17 protein-coding genes are annotated in these 18,878 nt (G+C 66.1%); 10 read left to right on the forward strand and 7 right to left on the reverse strand.

The window, feature by feature from the left end:
- The 3 genes from AC1D12_RS05770 to AC1D12_RS05780 all read left to right on the forward strand — a co-directional run.
- A partial coding sequence (locus AC1D12_RS05770; protein ID WP_477839308.1) for a hypothetical protein occupies positions 1 to 212 on the forward strand: 212 nt, incomplete at its 5' end.
- Positions 213 to 232: 20 nt separating this feature from the next.
- Positions 233 to 994, forward strand: coding sequence for an HAD family hydrolase (locus AC1D12_RS05775; RefSeq protein WP_477839310.1), 762 nt, complete (start codon positions 233 to 235; stop codon positions 992 to 994).
- A gap of 184 nt (positions 995 to 1,178) precedes the next feature.
- On the forward strand, positions 1,179 to 1,823 hold the full coding sequence (locus AC1D12_RS05780) for a glutathione S-transferase family protein (RefSeq protein WP_477839312.1): 645 nt from the start codon (positions 1,179 to 1,181) through the stop codon (positions 1,821 to 1,823).
- A 7-nt stretch (positions 1,824 to 1,830) separates the two neighbouring features.
- Here the strand turns inward: AC1D12_RS05780 and AC1D12_RS05785 are convergent, their stop codons facing one another.
- On the reverse strand, positions 1,831 to 2,331 hold the full coding sequence (locus AC1D12_RS05785) for a hypothetical protein (protein ID WP_477839314.1): 501 nt from the start codon (positions 2,329 to 2,331) through the stop codon (positions 1,831 to 1,833).
- Positions 2,332 to 2,594: 263 nt separating this feature from the next.
- Between AC1D12_RS05785 and AC1D12_RS05790 the strand changes: the two genes are divergently transcribed.
- From AC1D12_RS05790 to AC1D12_RS05800, 3 genes are all read left to right on the forward strand, one after another.
- Complete coding sequence (locus tag AC1D12_RS05790; protein ID WP_477825300.1) at positions 2,595 to 4,652, forward strand: M14 family metallopeptidase; 2,058 nt, start codon at positions 2,595 to 2,597, stop codon at positions 4,650 to 4,652.
- Between the two features lie 73 nt (positions 4,653 to 4,725).
- Entirely contained in the window at positions 4,726 to 5,364 is a 639-nt protein-coding gene (locus AC1D12_RS05795; protein ID WP_465110492.1) for a LysE family translocator, read from the forward strand.
- A 120-nt stretch (positions 5,365 to 5,484) separates the two neighbouring features.
- On the forward strand, positions 5,485 to 5,823 hold the full coding sequence (locus AC1D12_RS05800) for a PRC-barrel domain-containing protein (protein ID WP_465110493.1): 339 nt from the start codon (positions 5,485 to 5,487) through the stop codon (positions 5,821 to 5,823).
- Positions 5,824 to 5,880: 57 nt separating this feature from the next.
- On the opposite strand, the gene AC1D12_RS05805 is transcribed toward AC1D12_RS05800, so the two are convergent.
- Positions 5,881 to 6,558 (reverse strand): CE1 family esterase, encoded by a 678-nt coding sequence (locus AC1D12_RS05805; RefSeq protein ID WP_477825301.1) that lies wholly within the window; start codon positions 6,556 to 6,558, stop codon positions 5,881 to 5,883.
- A gap of 86 nt (positions 6,559 to 6,644) precedes the next feature.
- Between AC1D12_RS05805 and AC1D12_RS05810 the strand changes: the two genes are divergently transcribed.
- Entirely contained in the window at positions 6,645 to 6,893 is a 249-nt protein-coding gene (locus AC1D12_RS05810; protein ID WP_477839316.1) for a hypothetical protein, read from the forward strand.
- A 104-nt stretch (positions 6,894 to 6,997) separates the two neighbouring features.
- Here AC1D12_RS05810 and AC1D12_RS05815 read toward each other — a convergent pair whose 3' ends face one another.
- The 3 genes from AC1D12_RS05815 to AC1D12_RS05825 all read right to left on the reverse strand — a co-directional run bounded on the left by AC1D12_RS05815 (position 6,998) and on the right by AC1D12_RS05825 (position 9,775).
- Positions 6,998 to 7,642 carry a dihydrofolate reductase family protein gene (locus tag AC1D12_RS05815; RefSeq protein ID WP_477825303.1) on the reverse strand — a complete coding sequence of 215 codons (645 nt, stop codon included), beginning with the start codon at positions 7,640 to 7,642 and terminating at the stop codon, positions 6,998 to 7,000.
- A 66-nt stretch (positions 7,643 to 7,708) separates the two neighbouring features.
- Positions 7,709 to 8,875, reverse strand: a complete 1,167-nt coding sequence (locus AC1D12_RS05820; RefSeq protein ID WP_477825304.1) for an AAA family ATPase — start codon at positions 8,873 to 8,875, stop codon at positions 7,709 to 7,711.
- Positions 8,876 to 8,878: 3 nt separating this feature from the next.
- Positions 8,879 to 9,775, reverse strand: a complete 897-nt coding sequence (locus tag AC1D12_RS05825; protein WP_477825305.1) for an RNA ligase family protein — start codon at positions 9,773 to 9,775, stop codon at positions 8,879 to 8,881.
- Positions 9,776 to 10,105: 330 nt separating this feature from the next.
- Here AC1D12_RS05825 and AC1D12_RS05830 point away from each other — a divergent pair, with 330 nt between their 5' ends.
- From AC1D12_RS05830 to AC1D12_RS05840, 3 genes are read left to right on the forward strand one after another with little or no spacing between them, the layout of a single operon-like run.
- Positions 10,106 to 14,458, forward strand: a complete 4,353-nt coding sequence (locus AC1D12_RS05830) for an RHS repeat-associated core domain-containing protein (RefSeq protein ID WP_477839318.1) — start codon at positions 10,106 to 10,108, stop codon at positions 14,456 to 14,458.
- A gap of 11 nt (positions 14,459 to 14,469) precedes the next feature.
- Positions 14,470 to 14,853: a DUF2750 domain-containing protein gene (locus AC1D12_RS05835; RefSeq protein WP_047507191.1), complete on the forward strand. Its 384-nt coding sequence runs from the start codon at positions 14,470 to 14,472 to the stop codon at positions 14,851 to 14,853.
- A 10-nt stretch (positions 14,854 to 14,863) separates the two neighbouring features.
- Entirely contained in the window at positions 14,864 to 16,117 is a 1,254-nt protein-coding gene (locus tag AC1D12_RS05840; protein WP_477839319.1) for a PQQ-dependent sugar dehydrogenase, read from the forward strand.
- Positions 16,118 to 16,129: 12 nt separating this feature from the next.
- Here the strand turns inward: AC1D12_RS05840 and dsbD are convergent, their stop codons facing one another.
- Together dsbD and AC1D12_RS05850 are read right to left on the reverse strand one after the other, a co-directional pair.
- Complete coding sequence (gene dsbD, locus AC1D12_RS05845) at positions 16,130 to 17,983, reverse strand: protein-disulfide reductase DsbD (RefSeq protein ID WP_477839321.1); 1,854 nt, start codon at positions 17,981 to 17,983, stop codon at positions 16,130 to 16,132.
- On the reverse strand, positions 17,980 to 18,878 hold an 899-nt coding region (locus tag AC1D12_RS05850), incomplete at its 5' end, for a hypothetical protein (protein WP_477839323.1). The genes dsbD and AC1D12_RS05850, both read right to left, overlap by 4 nt.

Here is an 18,878-nt window from a genome sequence, read left to right on the forward strand (position 1 = left end):
TTTCTACAGTGGGCCTCAGTCTGGGGGCGTTGATCTTTGCGATAATCGCGGCATTGCCCGTCTTCAAGGATGCAAAACAGGCCATCCAAGGAGACTCTGTAAGGAATCAGGTGGGGCAGGATAATTCGTCCGCAAAGGATCAAAGCGCACCGAAATTGTCGTCTTCAGACGTGGTTCCTGTTGCTCCACAGCGCCGCGCGTCCGGTCCATAGCTGATATATGAACTTAAAATATGATTCGTTTGGCAATTTTTGATCTTGATGATACTTTGGTTGACACCAGTCATGTCTATTGGGTGGCCAGAAGCTCGTTTATTAGTTGCATGGAGCGCGCCAGCTTTGAGCCGGAAGTGGCGCTCGAAGAGTTCGAGCGGATAGATGGGGAGAACATAATTAAATATGGCTATGTTCCAGAGCGATACGAGATGTCAATGTTGTCTACATATTCGCATCTCTGTGGTGTTGCTGGCGCTTCACCTCTTGAGTCGGTGCGGAGAGAGATTCGGCAGGCGGGTTCTATAGTAAAAGACGTTGTGCCAGAACTAATTCCGGGTGCGATTGAGTTGCTGGATGAAGTGCGCTTGGCTGGTTATAAATCTCTTCTAATTACTCGTGGGGTTGAGCAGGTCCAGCACAGAAAAATAGAACATCATGACTTGGTCCATCATTTTGATCAAATCAGGGTAGTTAAAAAGAAGGATGCGGAAGTTTTCGATGCTGTGATCAAGGAAATGGGCTCGGATGCGGCGCAATGCTGGGTGATTGGGGATTCAATTCGTTCTGATATAAATCCGGGGATTCGCGCCGGCGCGAATGCCATTCTTTACTTGTACACCCACCATTCTTATTATTGGCGACAAGAGTATGGTGTGACTCCTGAAGGAGCCTTCTATATTGCCGAAAGTCTGAGTGATGTTCTGGCTATTCTCTGCGATTCATCGGTCGGACAAAAGGTGACGCAAGTTCCGATTCGAGATCCCGATCTGCCATCGTAGAAGATATAAGTTGGCCAGCAGCTACAACAGCTGGCCCACATGACCTTTGCCCACCAGCGGTTTGTCGACGATCGCTTCCGATACGGGCGACGCTCATTCTGGCAGTCGCAAAAGGGGTTTGTGCATCCCGCATCGTGATGYCGTTACGCTTCTCGGGCAACTCAGCCTCAGCGAAAGTCCCCCCATGCTCAAGCTCTACGGCTTCTCCGAGGTCAACGCCCTCGCCCGCGGCCACACCCGCGACCTGCGCGTGCTGTGGGCGCTCGAAGAGATGCAGCTCCCGTTCGAGATCGCCGGCATGGACCACCCCGCGCACGACCTCAACACCGAGGCCTATCGCCGGCTCAGCCCCTTCGAGCAGATCCCGTCGATCGATGACGACGGCCTGCGGCTGTCCGAATCCGCCGCCATCGTCCTCCACCTCGCCAAGAAGTCCGGCCGCCTGATCCCCGCCGACCGCGCCGGCGAGGCGCAGGTGATGCGCTGGTGCTTCGCCGCGATGAACTCGGTCGAGATGCCGCTGCTCAGCCTGCTGGTGCTCGATTGGTCGGCCGATGGCAGCTGCGGCAAGCACCGCGAGTTCCTGGTCGGCTGGGCGAACCGGATGCTGGGCAACCTGGAGCGCTGGCTCGCCCACCGCGAGTTCGTCGCAGCCGAGAGCTTCACCGTCGCTGACATCCTGATGACGCACGTGCTCTCGTCGGGCATCAWGGACGAGTCATTGATCGCGCCGTATCCGAAGCTCGTGTCGTACCGCGATCGGTGCATGGCCCGGCCCGCGTGGCAGCGCACCTTCGCGGCCTACTGCGAGCGGGTCGAGGCCGCCTGACGCAGCCTCACTCCAGCGCGTACGCCCACCCCACGTCGGATACCTTGCCCGCGACCACCGAGAACACCAGCCGATCGTGCTGCCCTCGCCATTGGTAGACCCAAAGCTGTCGCGCCGTTGCCACCGATCGCTCCCCCTCGGCCCGCGCCTCCATCAACCTCACCACCCCCTCGCACGCCGCCGACGGGCACTCCACCCGCGCATCCGGCTCCCCCATCCGCTCCCGCACCCGTTCCACCGGCGTCCCCGCTGCTGACAACCCAGCAGCCAGGCATTGCATCAGCTGGTGCTTGCGCCCCTGCCAGCGGTCCACATCCGCTGCCCAGCTTCCACCATCAAAGTGCCCGCGCACTGTTCGCAATGCAGCAAATTCCTTCGCCCATTGCGCATCGTTGCCTTCGCACGCACGCGAATTACCGCAACACGCGGCCATTGCCAATACCCAATAAATAACCTTGTTCATCTTGTTACTCCCCTCGCAGAACAGGGAGAAGTCCCCCAGAATCATTCGGCGCTCCGATGGGTGATCCCCAGCCGAGAGCGTGCGCCGATCCAGCCCACGCAGCTGGGCTGGTACCGTAAACCACAAGGGAGCTTTCCATGACCAACGTACGTCCGCAATCGCGGGCGGCACTTGCCGCGTTGTTCCTTGCAGTTTCCGCAGTACCGTCAGCCTTCTCGCAGTCGTCATCTACGCAGTCCGCATCCCCGCAGTCCGCATCCCCTGCACGCCTTCCCGGGCAAGTCACACCGCAGGATTCCGCCACCGAAATGCGCCTGCTGCGACAGCAGGAAAAGCAGCGCACCAACATCTACAAGGCCTTCTACCCCGACGCAGCCATGCTGCGCAAGGCCGCCGTCACCTTCCACGCCAACCTGCTCGAATCCAACTACGAGCAAGGCTTCCTCGTCCTCGAGCTCGAAACCGCCGACATCGCCGCATTGCGCAGCTTCGGCTTCCGCATCGAGAACGCGCCCGAGTTCATCCAGCGCCGCGATGATTTCCTGGCCGCCATCCAGGCCGCTGCCGACGCGAAGAGCCGCACCACGGCTCCCGGCGCGTCGACCGACAGCACCGGCATCACCGGCGCCGCGGCAGGCGACGCCACCATCCAGTCCATCCCCGGCTACAGCTGCTACGAGACGGTGGAGGAAACCTTCACCGCCGCGTCGGCCTTCACCACCACCTACCCGACGCTCGCGAGCTGGATCGACATCGGCGACTCGTGGCAGAAGACCGTCGGCTCCGGCGGCTACGACATCCGGGTGCTGAAGATCACCAACAGCGCCATCGGCGGCACCAAGCCCAAGCTGTTCGTCAACAGCGCCATCCACGCCCGCGAGTACACCACCGCGCCGCTGAACCTCGAGTTCGCGCGCTGGCTGCTCAACGGCTACGGCACCGACCCCGACGCCACCTGGATCGTCGACCACCACGAGGTGCACCTGCTGCTGCAGACCAACCCCGACGGCCGCAAGAAGGCCGAGGGCGGGCTCTCCTGGCGCAAGAACACCAACACCGCCTATTGCGGTGCCACCAGCAACACGCGGGGCGCCGACCTGAACCGCAACTTCACGTTCGGCTGGAACAGCACCGGCGGCTCRGGCTCCAGCGGCAACCAGTGCGACCTCACCTACCGTGGCGCATCGGCCGGCTCCGAGCCCGAGACGCAGGCGGTGCAGAACTACATCCGCAGCATCTACCCCGACCGCCGCGGCCCGAACCCGGGTGATGGCGCACCGGTCGACACCTCGGGCATCCACATCGACGTGCACAGCTACAGCCAGCTGGTGCTGTGGCCCTGGGGCACCACGTCGACGCCGACGGCCAACGCCACCGCGCTGCAGACGCTGGGCCGCCGCCTCGCGTACTTCAACGGCTACACGCCGGAGCAATCGATCGGCCTCTACGCCACCGACGGCACCAGCGACGGCCCGAGCTACGGCGAGCTCGGCGTGGCGGCCTACACGATCGAGCTGGGCTCCAGCTTCTTCGAGAGCTGCACCACGTACAACAGCACGACCAAGCCGAAGAACCTGCCGGCGCTGATCTACGCCGCCAAGGTGGTGCGCGCGCCGTACCAGATTCCGGCCGGTGCCGACGTGACCACGGTGACGCTCGGCAGCGATGCCAGCGGCGGCGGCGTGCTCGCCGGCACGCCGGTCGCGTTGACGGCCTCGGCCACCGACACGCGCTTCAACCAGACCAACGGCACCGAGACCGTGCTCAACGTGACCGGCGCCGAGGCCTACATCGACACGCCGCCCTGGGTGGCCGGTGCGGTCGCGATCCCGCTCACCGCCACCGATGGCAGCTTCAACCAGACCACCGAGTCGCTCAGCGGCACGCTGAGCACCACCGGGCTGGCGCTGGGCAAGCACCTGGTGTTCGTGCGCGCGAAGGTGTCGTCGGGGCAATGGGGGCCGGTGACGGCGCAGTTCCTGAAGATCGCGAGCGTGGTCACGCCGGGCAACAACGAGACCGAGCCGAACGACAACATCGGCACCGCCAACACGGTGGCAGCGGCCGGCACGTGGAACGGCGCGATCGGATCGTCGACCGATGGCGACTACTTCCTCGTGAACCTGCCGGCCGGCAAGACGCTGACCGCCACGCTGACGCCCAACGCATCGAGCGACTACGACCTCTACATCTACAACGCGTCCGGCACCCAGCTGGCCGCGAGCGAGAAGGGGGTGGGTGTCGTCGATTCGGCGAGTGTCAGCAACACCGGCACGGCGGCATCGGCGCGCTACGTGCGCGTGAAGTTCTACAGCGGCGGCACCGGCGCGACCAGCGGGAAGTACACGCTGGGCTTCGGCTGGTGAGTCTCTGAGGGAATGGGTGCGCCGCTAACATCGGCGCACCCGCTGCACCTGCGGCACGCTCCTGCCTCGCCCCATGACCTTCTCCGACTGGCTCACCTTCCTCACCATCGCGCTGTTCGTCACCTTCACGCCTGGCCCGGCCGTGCTGCTGGCGGTGTCCAACTCGATCGGCGTCGGCCCGGGCCGCGCGATGATCAGCTCGCTGGGCAACGCCGTCGGGCTGCTGCTGGTGTCCCTCGCCACCACCGTCGGGCTCGGCGTCGTGCTGCAGACCTCGGCCACGGCCTTCCTTGCACTGAAGCTGCTCGGCGCGGGCTACCTGGTCTACCTCGGCATCCGGCAGTGGCGCAGCGGCGGTGCGATGTTCGCCGAGGCGTCCGGCGCGCAGGCGCGGGCCGGTGCACCGGCCTGGCGGCTCTTCGGCAATGGCCTCACGGTGGCGCTGACCAACCCGAAGGCGATCCTGTTCTTCAGCGCGCTGTTCCCGCAGTTCATGAAGGCGGGCGACGGTGCGGTGCAGCAGTTCGCGCTGCTCACGGTCACCTTCGCGGCCTGTGCCGTCTTTTCGCATGCGGTGTACGTGCTGCTTGCGCGCAGCGTGAAGGGCCGGCTCGCCGATCCGCGCCGCGCACGGGTGCTGAACCGCGTCTTCGGCGGCAGCTTCGTCGTGCTGGGCGTCAGCCTGCTGGGGCTGCGCAGCAAGGCAGTCTGAGGAAGATTCCTACAGCCGGGCCGCGCCTGCGCTGATGTTCGGCAAGGGTCGCGCATGGACCAATGGGGGTTCAGGCCACGGGCATGTCGCCCGCGGCAGAGCGCAGTGAAGGAGACCCTCATGAGCAATCCCGTCATCTCTTCCGACAAGGTCGAAGGCACCACCGTCTACGCCAGCAACGGCGACAAGCTCGGCTCGATCGACGACCTGATCATCGACAAGCGTTCCGGCCAGGTGCGCTATGCAGCGCTCGAGTTCGGCGGCTTCCTCGGGGTCGGCACCGACCGCTATCCGGTGCCGTGGGCGATGCTGAAGTACGACACCAACCTCGACGGCTATGTCGTGCCGCTGTCCGAGAAGCAGCTCGAAGGCGCACCGCGCTACGCGCAGAACGAGGAGCCTTCGTACGACGACAGCTACGGCCGCCGCGTGTACGACTACTACGGCGTGGGCTGGTAAGCGGCTTGCCCGCTCTGCCCGGCCGGGGGCGCAGCCAGGTGCCGCGCCCCCGGCGTTTCAGAAGCGGTCGAAGAACGACTTGATTTCTGTCGCGGCGAAGCCCGGCGGCCAGTGCCCGCCGTTGGTGTACCCGCACCAGGCCACCGGCTTGTTGTCGGTGCAGCCCTGGTAGATCACGCAGCCATTGACCCCGATCTTGGTGGTGGTCTGGCTGCAGCTGTTCTTGGCGATGTACTTGTCGCGCGCCTCTTCGCCGAACTGGTAGCCGACGACGGCATCTTCCTTGGCATGCAGCAGGATCGCCGCGGTCTTGTTCGATGACGTGGCGCAGCCGCTCCAGACGGATCCCGACATCGGCGCCACGGCGCGGAAGACATCGCCCATCTGGCAACCGATCGCGTTCGACATCATTCCGCCGAAGCTGAAGCCGGTCGCAAACGTGTGGCTCGTGTCGGTGCAGAGCCCTTGCTTGAGCTGGTTGACCATCGCGCCGATGAAGCGGATGTCGCGGTCATTCGGATTGGCCCAGCCGGCGTCCAAGCCCGCCGGGGCGACGAAGACCGCGCTCTCGCCGTAGAGCTCCTTCAAGCCATAGAAGGGCTTGCCGCTGGCCCAGCTGTTCCCGTTGTAGACATCGGTGGCACTGCCGTCGCGCCAGTGCAGGCCGACGATCAACGGATAGGCGTTGTCGTTCTTGTAGCCGGACGGAACGCGAACCCAGAACTCACGCGTCACGCCATCTGAAGTCAGGGTGTATTTGCCGCTCGCAAACTGGGCGGCCTTGCCGCATCCGACGCTCTTGTTGGTGGGGGCAGGAGCCGGTGCTGGTGCTGGTGCTGGTGCTGGTGCTGGTGCTGGTGCTGGTGCTGGTGCTGGTGCTGGGGCTGGGGCTGGGGCTGGGGCGGGGGCGGGAGCGGGTGCGGGCGCAGGTGCAGGTGCAGGTGCAGGTGCAGGTGCAGGAGTTGGTGCGCCAGCAACAGGGGGTGCCGCTGTGTCCGAGTCGTCGCCGCTGCCGCAGGCAGACAAGACAAGCGCGCACAGCAGTGCGCTGGCCGCGTTGGAAGGAGTGAGGTGTCGGCGTGTCATGCGCCATTGTGTGAGGCTCGGTGTCAGGAAACTTGACGGCCCGGTGACGGTTTGCCGGTCAGGGCATGGGTTGTTGCAACAGGATGAATCAGCCCTTCGTCAGCACGACGTGCTGCGCCTTCGGCGTCCCCACATGCTCGGTGCACCGGAAGCCCTGCGCCGTCAGGTCGATGCCCGCCAGCAGCGCTTCGCCGCGGCCCAGCAGCGTCGGCGAGATCGCCAGGTGCATCTCGTCGATCAGCCCGGCCTGCAGGTACTGGCGGATCGTCGCGACGCCGCCGCCCACGCGCACGTCCTGCCCCTTCGCCGCATCGCGGGCACGCTCCAGTGCCTCATGGATGCCGCCGGTGACGAAGTGGAAGATCGTGCCGCCCTTCATCTCCAGCGGTGCGCGCGCATGGTGCGTCAGCACGAACACCGGCACGTGGTACGGCGGCGTGTCGCCCCACCAGCCCTTCCATTGATCATCCGGCCACGGCCCGCGCACCGGGCCGAACATGTTGCGCCCGAGGATCCACGCGCCGACGTTCTCGAAGCTGCGCTTCGCGAAACCATCGTCCACATTGGCCTCCCCGCCGCCCTGGCCGGTCATCGCCTGGAAGGTGGTGGTGCCGAAGAACCATTCGTGCAGCGTCTCGCCGCCGACGCCGAGCGGGTTCTGCAGGCTCTGGTCGGTGCCGGCACCGAAGCCGTCGAGGGATACCGAGAAAGCTGCGACTCTGAGTCTGGACATGTGGGTCTCCGTGAGAGGGTGATGTCTGAACGCGACGATCGAGGTCGGCCGGAATCGACAACAGGCTCAGCGGATTCTGCTCGCTGCTCCTGCGCCCTCATCCACCAGGTAGTCGACGCGGTGTGCCTCCCAAGGCATCGGCACCTCCCAGCGGTGCAGCATGCGCAGCAGGTCCTTGTTGGTGAGCGTCGTGTCGCGCTGCCGGTTGCGGGCCAACACCACCGCCTGCGGCGCCTCCAGGTACACCAGCCTCACCTGCGCGTCGTAGGCGTACAGCAGGTCCAGCGTCTTGCCGCGCATGTCGTTCGACAGGTGGGTCGCGTTCCAGACGAAGGGCGCCTTCTCGCGCAGCAGCGACTTCGCCTTGTCGATCGCATGGTGCGCGGCCCGCCCGTCGTTCTCGCCGTGCTTCAGCCCGAGCTCGGCCTTCGCATCGTCGAACGACACCACCGGCAGGCTGCCCGCATGCGCCGCCACCCAGGTGTCCTTGCCCGACGCCGGCAACCCGCACATCACCGTCACCTCGCTGCCCGGCAGGCGGTGCAGCGCATAGGCCGGGTCGATCGCCATGCCGCGCGCATACATCAGCCGGGTGTGCGCATCGGCGGCCGCCCACGGCCGGTCCCAGCAACCCAGCTCGCGCGCGAGCTCGCCGAACAGCTCGATGTCGGCCAGGTGCCCCGCCCGGTCCTCGCAGCGGCGGCCCACCATGTCGGCGCGCGCCACCGCGGCCAGCTCGCTCACATCGAGCTCCCACGAGAGCCGGCGCACGATGTACTCCGGCGTCTCGCCGCGCCGGCTCGCGAACGCGAAGAACGGCACCTGGTGCACGGCGATGATGCGGCACACCGCCTCGCGCAGCGCGAATGGCGCGCCGGCCCGCCACAGCAGTGCGCGCACGTCGATCGCGCCGCGCCGCGAATGGCCCGGCTGCCCGATCGCACCGGTCACCGGGTCGATCACCGTGGTGTCCGGCTTCGCGATGTCGTGCAGCAGCGCGGCGAGGAACATCACCGCCCGGCGCTCGGGTGCGGCCGATTGCCACGCCGCATCGGCGAGCAGCGCATCGAGCACCATCCGCGTGTGGATGCCGACGTTGCCCTCGGCATGGTGCCGCGGATCCTGCGGTGTCTGCTCCAGCGCCACCAGCCCCGGGATCAGCTCGCACCACGCGGCCCAGTCGAAACCCGCCCCGGGCGCGGGGATGAGGGCCTGCACTTGCTTCCAGTCCATGGCTCAGCCTCCGTTCGCCTGGGCGGGCTTGAACGCCTTCAGCGCCTCGAGCGAGGTGATCGTGCGCAGCCCGAGCGAGGCCCAGTCGGTCTCCACGCGCGGTGCGTAGATGTCCACGCCGTCGGCCAGCAGGTTCGGCAGGATCGGCCGCTGCAGGTGGTGCGAGCCCGAGTCGAGGATCGTCTGCAGGAAGTCGTGCCGCACGAGCTTGTAGCGCGCCTCCACGTGGTCGTCGTTCTCGACCTTCAGGTACAGGCCTTCCGATGCATCGCTGTCGTTGGTCTGCTGCCAGGTCAGCTCGAGCGGCAGGCCTTCGCGCTGCACCTGCTGCTCGAAGCGCGTGCGCCAGCCGGGGCTCTTCGCGAGCGAAGGCTGGATCAGCTTGCGCAGCAGCTTCGCATCGGTCGGCATCGGGCCGGCGTAGAGCACCGGCACCGAGACGACCGGCAGCCCCGCGAGCATCTCGTGGCGCCGCTTCGTCGACAGGAAGCGGCCGCTGCGGCGGTCGAGCAGGTCGAACTCCAGCAGCAGGTGCGGCAGGCGGTCGTACCAGACCGAGTGCTTCGCGTACATCGCCTCGCCGTAGAGCAGCCAGCGGTCTTCGAGCACGTGCAGCAGGCGATCCGCATGGGCATGCGCCCAGGGCTTGAGCCAGTTGAACTGGCGCTCGCTGCCGCCGCCGGTCAGGTAGTGGCCGCGCGACTGCAGCAGCAAATCGCCGCCGTCGGTGAACGACAGGCCGCAGTTCGCGCCGTCGAATTTCTCCTCGATCACGACGTGGCGGCCGGCCAGCGCGCGCAGCGGCATCTGGTCGGACGCATCGTCACCGTCTTGCAGGCGGCTGCCTTCGAGGTGCGCGGTGCGCGGGTATTTGGTGAGGTCCAGCGAGTGGAGGTTCATCGTCGTCTCCGAGGGTTCAGGGGAATGAACCGACGACGATGGCCGCGGGGGATGCGGCTACATGAGCGGGTCGTCGGTCAGGCGGTGACGAAGGCGCGGGGCATGTTGAACTCCAGCTGCGGTGAGGCGTTGGGTGAAAGGAAGGGCGCGATCATAACCGCAAGTTCGGGCAACCAGAATTGCATTCGCGCAATGGCAAGGCGAGTCGCGCGTGCGCATTACAACTCGATGACAGGTGTTGCGAAATCGGTTTCTGCGGTAGCATCATTTCGCAAATAAAAATCCGCCCGCGCGTCGCAATGATGCCGGTGCCAACGATCAGGGGGTTCAATGTCGATTCGTCATGCGGGCGGCCGATTTGTCGCTGCCTTTGGATTGTTCCTGTCGCTTTGCGCGATGTCGCCTCCCGGCTTCGCGCAGGAAGTGATACCCGACTTCTACAAGGAGCCCGGTCTTCAGCCGAATCGGGACTACGTCAACCAGCACGTCACCGAGAACATCGATCCGTTCACCGGGTCATTGCAGGTCCACTCAGTGGACGTGTTTCTTCCCGGCAACGGCGATTTCGATCTCAAGGTCGTCAGGTCCTTCAACAACAAGCGGATCATTCCGAGCAACGTCGCAGATCTGAGCACGACGTCGCTGGCCGGCCTGGGATGGACCGTCCATTTCGGTCGCGTCCTGAAGACCCGCAACAACACCGTGTGCCTCAACACGGACAACGGCACGGCGGTGGGGGACAACCCTGTTCTCGAACTGCCCGACGGCAGCCGCCAGGTGCTGGCATTCACGTCCAGCGGATCACCGCTGATGATCACGGCAGCTCGCTGGCGTGCCGAGTGCTTCGGCGCTGGAACCGGGCTGTCGGTGTACTCGCCGGATGGCGTCCGCTACGACATGACCCAGCAGGTGCTGGAGGCGAACAGCGGCACGCAAACCATCAACGCCTGGTACACGACGGCGATCACCGATCGCAATGGCAACACGGCGACGGTGACCTATGCAGCGGCCGCCACTCCGGAAATCAAGAGCGTCACGACGAGCGATGGCCGCTCCATCAGCTTTGCCTACCTGGACTCGGGAACGATGTCCCGCCGGATCTCCACGATCACCACCGGCAATCGCGTCTGGACCTACGGGTACCAGGCCATCAGCGGCGTGACGGGGAGCTATTTCCTGACCAGCGTCAGGCGCCCGGACGCCACCTCGTGGCAATATGCCTACAACGGCATCGTCGGTGCGGAGAACGCCAACAACTACCAGATGCTGCGGATGACCTATCCGCAGGGCGGAACCGTCACGTACGGCTATGCGCTGACGCAATTCGATGCCACGGCCACGGCGCCGCGCGAGGTTGTCGTCAACTCGAAGTCATCCAGTGACGGCGGCTCGTGGTCGTATGCCTACTCCCCAGGAACGGGCTCGACGCTCGACACGACGACGGTCACGACACCTGCCGGCACGATCGTCTACAAGCATGTCGGCCCCAACTACGCAGTCTCCGGGACGGTGTGGAAGATCGGGCTGCTGATGGAGAAGACGCTGTCGCAATCGGGCAGCGTGCTTCAGAGTGAAGCGTACGTGTGGGACAAGCAGAAGATCTCCGAAGAGAACAATGCGAGGCCCGGCGCCTATGCAACGCGCGTCGACACGGAGACCTATGCGCCGATCCTGACGCAACGCACGATCGTGCGCGATGGCGTCACCTACCAAAGCACGTTCTCGAATTTCGACGGCTACGGCAACGCCGGCACGGTGGTCGAAGCCGGACCCAACGGTGGCAGCCGGACGACCCAGCTGACCTACTACATCAACACTTCGTTGTGGATCGTGAACCAGGTCGACGACGAGACCACCTCCGGCGTCGGGTCCGTCACCAGAACCTGGAGTACCAACGGAAACCTGCTGTCGGAGACACGGGACGGTGTCGGCACGAGCTACACCTACACCGCCGAAGGCGACATTGCAACGAAGACGGCACCGCGCGGCCTGCTGTCGCGGTTCAGCAATTATTTCCGTGGCGTTCCGCGCACGGAGTCGCACCCTGAAGGCGTCGGCATCTCGCGTGTTGTCAGCACCGACGGCAACATCACGTCGGAGACCAATGGCGAGAACCAGACGACGTCATTCGACTACGACGGTCTCAACAGGCTGACCCGGATCGCTCCTCCCCTGGGCAACGCCACGACGATCAGCTACACGGCCACCACCAAGACGGCGACACGAGGAAGCCTCCAGCAGGTCACGACGCTCGACGCATTTGCGCGGACGACGCGGGTCACCACCGGCGGAATTGCCATCGCATCCAGCTACGACGCGCTGGGACGCAGGACATTCGGCTCGAATGTCGGGTCTGCCACGATCGGGCACAACTTCCAGTACGACGCCCTCGGCCGCGTCACGCGGATCACGCACAACGCGGACTCCAGCTTTCGCACCTTCACGTATTCAAGCGCCAGCGGTGCGCCGAGCCTGGCCGTGCGCGACGAGCGCGGCAATGTGACGACCCACGTGTACCGCGCCTACGGCGACCCCGACAAGTTGCTGGTCATGAGGATCACGGCGCCGGTTGCTGCGGCCAGCGTGACGATCGAGCGCAACGGGCGCGGACTGGTGACCAGTTCATCGCAGAACGGCTTGGGGCGAACGTTCCACTACGACAGCCGGTACTTCCTGGATTCCACCACCCAGCCCGAGGTGGGCACGACCGTCTATGGCCGCGACGATGCGGGCAACATGACGAGCAAGAGGGTTGGCAGCTCGGGGACGACGAGCTACGAATACGACGGCCGCAACCGCCTGTTCAGGGTGACGTACCCGAACAGCTCGCCTTCACAGGTCACGAATGTCTATTGGCGCACCGACAAGCTGCGCACGGTCACGAATGCGGTCGCCACCAGGACCTACGGCTACGACGCCAATCAGAATCTGGCGACGGAATCTCTGGTCGTCGACGGTTTGACCTTGGCGGCGACCTACAACTACAACGCGAACGATCAACTGGCGTCGATCGTCTACCCGGTGCTGGGCCGCACCGCGAGCTTCAGCCCGGACACGCTGGGCAGGCCGACCGTCATTCAGCTGCCCTCGGGCACGATGCTGAATGCTGGCTACTGGCCCAACGGCCAGATTTCCGATGTGGCCTTCAACGGTGGATCGCGCGTCGCCTACGGCCAGAATTCTCGCGAATGGCTCAGTTCGATCACCGTCAAGACGGGTGACGGCGTCAGCGAGATCGCGAGCACCCTGTCGTATGACGTGGCAGGCAACCTGTCCGACGTTTCCGACAGCGTCTATCCGTCGAACAATCGCGGCTTTGGCTACGACGCCATCAATCGCCTGACCACGATCAACGGACCGTGGGGCAATGGATCGGTGGGTTACACCGGCGACGGGAACATCACGAGCTACCTGCTCGGTTCCATGCGCTCGAGCAACTACGCCTACGACGCCAACAATCGACTGGCATCGGTGGCATCGGCCGACCCGGGCGGTGGCCTGACGACCACCTACAGCTATGACGCCTACGGGAATGCATCCTCATCCCTATGGGGCTATGTTTTCGACAACGCGAGCAACCTCGTCGACATGGGCGGCGTCGGGGCCCTATATGACGGAACGAATACTCGCATCAAGGTCGCCTTCAACGGCTTCTCGGTCTACGAATTCCGTTCGGCACATGGGTGGCTGCTGGCCGAGTGGCGCAAGTCGGACAACTCGTATGACACGCTGAAGGAGCATCTGTTCCTGGCGGGCAAGGAGTTCGGGGAGCAGCAGACGCACTTCTCGGGATCCGACATCCTGCCGTCGTCGTGGATGTTCCTTCAGCCCGATGCGCTGGGGACACCGACATCCGCCACCTGGGCAGGGGGCGGGCTGCTGTTCAAGGACCACTACCTGCCGTACGGCTCACCGATGAATGACGCCGGGTCCGGCTACACACAGCGGGCCTTTGCCGGGAACAAGCAGGACAAGCGCGATCTCATCTACATGGGCGGGCGTTACTACAACCCGCTCATCGGCAGGTTTCTGTCGATCGATCCGCAGGAGGCAGACCCCAGCGACATCCACAGCCTGAATCGCTACGCGTACGCCAACAACAATCCGAATCGGTATGTCGACCCGGATGGGAACTCGCCGATCGACCTGGCGTTCCTGGCGTTCGATGCCGTCAAGCTCGGGGCCGCCATCTACACCGGCGTGGGTGTCGGGGCGGCTGCGGCCGACTTCGGATTGAGCATGGTTGGCGTGCTCAGTCCAGTCCCTGGAACCGGGCAGGCGCTGAAGGCGATACGCACGGCCGAGAAAGTGGTCGAGGGAGTCCGGACGGCTGATCACGCAGTCGATCTCGCGCGGACCGGCGAACGGGCGGCCGAGGCAGCGAAGGGGCTCACGGAGGCCGGGCGGGCAGGCAAGCAGTCTCGGCTGCGAGAACTCGCGAACGACGACAAGTTGGGCGCGGCGGACCGCGGGTGGATCCAGCAGGAGATCAATTCGATCGGGCGAGGTCAGCGCTCCAGGATCCGCAACCCACCGGGCAAGGACTTGGCGCACGAACGCGGGCGGGAGGCAGCGAAAGGCTACGATTACAAGCATTCGAACCTGCAGGATCGCGACCTCCACCGCCTGCAGCACAAGTACGACGACTTTGGCCGCGCCAACGCTGAGCGACCACCGCTGTAAGGAGCAGATGGATGAAGATCAACCCGAAGCAGATGGAAGCAGTACTGGCCTTGCCTGGGGCCCAGCGCTTCGAGCACTTCATCAAGGTGGTGGCCGACTGGCAGGAGGTCTGGGGCCTGTACCAGGACGGGTGGGCTCTCGCCGCAGCGGATGACGGAAGAACCGTCTTCCCGCTGTGGCCGGCCAAGGAGTACGCGCAGCTTTGCGCCGAAAGCGAGTGGCAGGGCCATGCTCCGCGCTCGATCAGCCTGGACGAGTTCACGGACGTGTTGCTGCCCAAGCTGAAGGCCGATGGCGTGCTTCCGGGTGTCTTCTACACACCGTCGAGCAAGGGAGTGACGCCTTCGCCGGATGAGCTGAAAGCGGCGCTCGACGCCGAACTGCAAAAGTACTGATCCCCATCAGATGCGACAAGCAAGAGCCATCGTCTGGCTGGCTGCCTGCATCGCTGTTTCAGCCTGTGGCAGCGGTGACGCCGACCCGCCCGATGCCGCGCCGGGCATCGCTGACGCCACTGCGCAGAGCGCTGTCGATCCGCAATTCGCATCGACGGCCACGCCACTCCCGCAACCGGTGCCCGCCGAGACGCCCACTCACGTGGGAAAGACTCCTCCCGCACCCAAGGAAGGGACCGATGCGTGGGCGTCACCGGCCGGGTCGAAACTGTCGCTCGATCGCAGTCTCGGCATGGGGCTCATCGCCCCGTCGATCATGCGGCGCACCGTGGTGGGTGGACTGAAGTCGCCGACAGGCCTGGCCTTCACGGACGATGGCGTGCTCTTCTACACCGAGCGTGAACAAGGGCTCTTCGCCATCAAGGCCGGCGGCGATGCAAGCTTGCTGTTCGCGCCCCCCGGAACCTCTGCACATGACGTCACGGCTTTGCTCGCCGTGGCGGTCGATCCCGACTTCTCGCGCAATCGCTTCGTCTATGCGCTGACCGGGTCCCGGGTGAAGGGCACCGACGGTTTCCGGATCATTCGGCTGGCCGTCGACGCGTCTGCCACCCGCGTGATGGACGAGAGAGAGATCCTCGCTCCCGTTGCTCCCCTGTCTCTACCCGAAGAAGCGCGCAACAGCGGGCGCAACAACGGAAGTGCACTTGCCGGAACCATGCGCTTCGGCCCCGACGGCTATCTCTATGTCGGGCTGACAGGCAGGATCCTCCGGATCGACCGCAGCGGAGCGGCTGCCCCGGCCAATCGCGCTCCAGCGGGCGCTGACAGTCGCATCTATGCCTCCGGCTTGCATGATCCGGCCGCGCTGGCGTTCCATGGGGGAAACGGGACCTTGTTCGTGGGGCAGCGGCAAGGCCTGCTTCCGGACGACATCACGCCAGTTCAGCCGGGTTCGAACGCTGCATCGGTTCGGCAGCCCAGCTGGCGCACGGGCAAGCCGGACGAAGGGATGTCAGGCATGGAGCGCCTGCGCGGGTCCATGTGGGGCGAGTGGCGAAACGCCTTCGTCGTGGCGTTCGACCGCGCGCAGCGACTGGACCTCGTGAAGTTCGATGCCGAGGGCCAGGTCGTGCGCGCCACGCCGGCGCTTCAGAAAGTGGGCGTCGGCTTCAAGGCTGTCGCGCAGGGGCCGGATGGCCTCTACGTCGTGACAAGTGGTCGATCGGGCGGTGAGGAGATCTGGCGCCTCTCCGCCCAGTGAGGTGTCAAACGCTCAGAGCCCCGCGGCGCTCAACGCCTCGCCGAACTCCGCCGGCGCCTGGAACCCCACCACCCGCGTGCCCGCCTTCTCGCGCCCCGTGCCGTCGAAGAACACGATCCCCGGCGGCCCGAACAGCCCGAAGCGCTTCAGCAGCGCCTTGTCGTCGGCGCTGTTCGCCGTCACGTCCACTTGCAGCAGCAGCGCGTTGTTCATGCGCGCCTGCACCGGCGGCTTGCTGAAGGTCAGGTGCTCCATCTCCTTGCACGAGACGCACCAGTCGGCATAGAAGTCCAGCATCGCCGTCTTGCCGCCCGCGCTGCCCAGCGCAGCCTCGAGCTCGGCCACGTTGCGCACGCGCTTGAAGGCGGGGCCGTCGACTGCTGCCTGGACCGCGCCACCGCGCGGGCCACCGGCGCTGAAACCCGCCAGCGGCTGCAGCAGATCGCCGCCGCCCGACAACGCACCGGCCACTTGCGCCACGCCGACCAGCCCCAGCACCAGCGCCACGCCGCGCAGCAGGCGGTGCTTGCCCGACAGTGGCGCGCCGCGCCCGTCGAACAGCCACACCGCACCGACCAGCAGCCCGGCACCGACGATGCCCATCACGACCGCCGCCGGCAGCACCGGCGACACGATCCACAACGCCACGCCGAGCAGCAGCACGCCGAACAGGTGCTTCACGCCCTCCATCCACGCACCGGTGCGCGGCAGCAGCGAGCCGGCCGACACGCCGACCAGCAGCAGCGGCACGCTCATGCCGGCTGCCAGGCTGAACAGCGCGAGCCCACCGATCAGCACGTCGCGCGACTGGCTGATGAAGACCAGCGCGCCGGCCAGCGGCGCCGCGACGCACGGCCCGACGATCAGTGCCGACAGCCCGCCCATCGCGAACACGCCCACGTGCTGCCCGCCGCGCAGGCGGCCCGCACCGGCGTTCAGCTTCTCCTGGATCGCGCTCGGCATCTGCAGCTCGTACACGCCGAACATCGACAGCGACAGCAGCGCCAGCAGCAGCGCGAAGGCGCCCAGCACCCACGCGTTCTGCAGCGCCGCGGCGAGACCTTCACCGGCCAGCCCGGCGGCCACGCCGAGCGCGGTGTAGACCAGCGCCATGCCCAGCGAGTACGCGAGTGCGAGGCCGAAGCCGCGTGCCCGCGACACCGGGCCGCTGGTGCCGACGATGATCGACGACAGGATCGGCACCATCGGCAGCACGCAGGGCGTGAACGACAGCAACAGGCCGGCGACGAGGAACACGCCGGCAACGGTCAGCAGGCTGCCCGAGCGCAGCGCGGATTCGACGCGGGCGCCGGCCGAGCCGGTGGCCGCCGGAGCGGCTGCCGAGGGCGTGGTGGCCGATGGCGTGGTGACGACAGCAGGCGTTGCCGCGGGCGGCAGGCCGTCAGGCAGCCACGCCACCTGCTGCAGTGCGCCGTCCTTCACGCGCGCGCTGATGCCGGCGTTCTGCGGCGGATAGCACAGCCCCTTGTCGGCGCAGCCCTGGTAGCCGATGGCCACGCCGAAATCACCGCTCGCCGTGCGCAGCGGCAGCGCCACCGTCACCGCACCGCGCAGCGTCTCGGTGTACCTGCCGAAGCCTTCGTCGTACTCCTGCCTGCCGTGCGGCAGCACCGGCTCGGCCAGCGCGGCCGTGGCGGGCGCAGCAGCCACTGGCTCACCGACCGTGATGCGCTCGCGGTACAGGTGATAGCCCGGCGCCACGTCGAAGCGCAGCTCGATGGTCTGCGCATCGCGCAGCTGCACGCTGGTGCGGAAGGCCTGCGCGGGGTCGAGGAACTCGTCCGCCGCGAAGGCCGGCGCCGCGAGCAGCGCCACGGTGGAAACCAGCCAACGCCAGCTCGTCATGATCCGCACCCGATGCGGCTGGTGTGCAGCGCGACGTCGTCGAGCCACACGGTGTTGCCCGTGCCGCCGTACGACTCCCAGCCCAGCTTCAGGTCGGTGACCTGCGGCTTCCACGAAGGCCGGCTCGCGAGCCAGGCCTGGTCCACGTCGGCGGTCTGCGTCGAATCGAGCTGCAGCGCGGCCACGGCCGTGCCGTTGACCCAGGTCTGCATCGTGCCCATCGCCGAGTTCAGCCCGAACTCGATGCAGGTCCAGGTGGCGGCCGGCAGCTTCGCGCTCAGCGAGATGCCGGTCGGGCTCAGCGACGGCAGCGTCGCATCGTCCTTCGAGCGGTTCCACATCAGGATGCCGGCCTGGCCGCCCATGCGCAGGTCCTGCATGCTGCCGTCGACCGATTCGATCGCGTCGTGCATCGACATGAAGGTCACGTGCGGATCGCCGAGTGCCGTCGCGAGCCGGATGTAGAAGCGGCCGTAGATGACCGGGCCCATCGACGCCGCCTTCGTGTTGATGATGAAGGCGTGGCCGCAGTAGCTGCTGCCCGGGTCGATGCGCACCGATTGCTTGCCGCCGTGCGACACCGCGCCGTCGATCGTCGCCTTGCCGCTGTTGTCGAAGCAGTTCGGCCCGCCGACGCTCCACAGCGCCGGGTTCGGCACCGCGCCGGCGGTGGTCGACTCGAAGTCGTCGCACAGCGCGAGGTCGGTGCAGGCCAGCGTGGCGGGGGCAGGCGCCGGGGCCGGGGCCGGGGCCGGGGCCGGGGCCGGCGCGGGCGCTGGCGCAGGAGCCGGTGCGGGAGCCGGAGCAGGCGTCGGCGCAGGTGCGGGAGCAGGCGCCGGCGTGGGTGCAGGGGCCGGCGCTGGCGTGGGGGCAGGAGCAGGCGCAGGCGCGGGTG

It is taken from the genome of Rhizobacter sp. P1_G5 (assembly GCF_056405435.1).

What these genes read in the sequence shown, in the direction of transcription:
- AC1D12_RS05775 (WP_477839310.1), top strand. Translation starts at nt 233, where the DNA reads ATGATTCGTTTGGCAATTTTTGATCTTGATGATACTTTGGTTGACACC.
- AC1D12_RS05795 (WP_465110492.1), top strand. Translation starts at nt 4,726, where the DNA reads ATGACCTTCTCCGACTGGCTCACCTTCCTCACCATCGCGCTGTTCGTC.
- dsbD (WP_477839321.1), bottom strand. Translation starts at nt 17,983, where the DNA reads ATGACGAGCTGGCGTTGGCTGGTTTCCACCGTGGCGCTGCTCGCGGCG.
- AC1D12_RS05785 (WP_477839314.1), bottom strand. Translation starts at nt 2,331, where the DNA reads ATGATTCTGGGGGACTTCTCCCTGTTCTGCGAGGGGAGTAACAAGATG.
- AC1D12_RS05835 (WP_047507191.1), top strand. Translation starts at nt 14,470, where the DNA reads ATGAAGATCAACCCGAAGCAGATGGAAGCAGTACTGGCCTTGCCTGGG.
- AC1D12_RS05825 (WP_477825305.1), bottom strand. Translation starts at nt 9,775, where the DNA reads ATGAACCTCCACTCGCTGGACCTCACCAAATACCCGCGCACCGCGCAC.
- AC1D12_RS05815 (WP_477825303.1), bottom strand. Translation starts at nt 7,642, where the DNA reads ATGTCCAGACTCAGAGTCGCAGCTTTCTCGGTATCCCTCGACGGCTTC.
- AC1D12_RS05800 (WP_465110493.1), top strand. Translation starts at nt 5,485, where the DNA reads ATGAGCAATCCCGTCATCTCTTCCGACAAGGTCGAAGGCACCACCGTC.
- AC1D12_RS05820 (WP_477825304.1), bottom strand. Translation starts at nt 8,875, where the DNA reads ATGGACTGGAAGCAAGTGCAGGCCCTCATCCCCGCGCCCGGGGCGGGT.
- AC1D12_RS05830 (WP_477839318.1), top strand. Translation starts at nt 10,106, where the DNA reads ATGTCGATTCGTCATGCGGGCGGCCGATTTGTCGCTGCCTTTGGATTG.
- AC1D12_RS05840 (WP_477839319.1), top strand. Translation starts at nt 14,864, where the DNA reads ATGCGACAAGCAAGAGCCATCGTCTGGCTGGCTGCCTGCATCGCTGTT.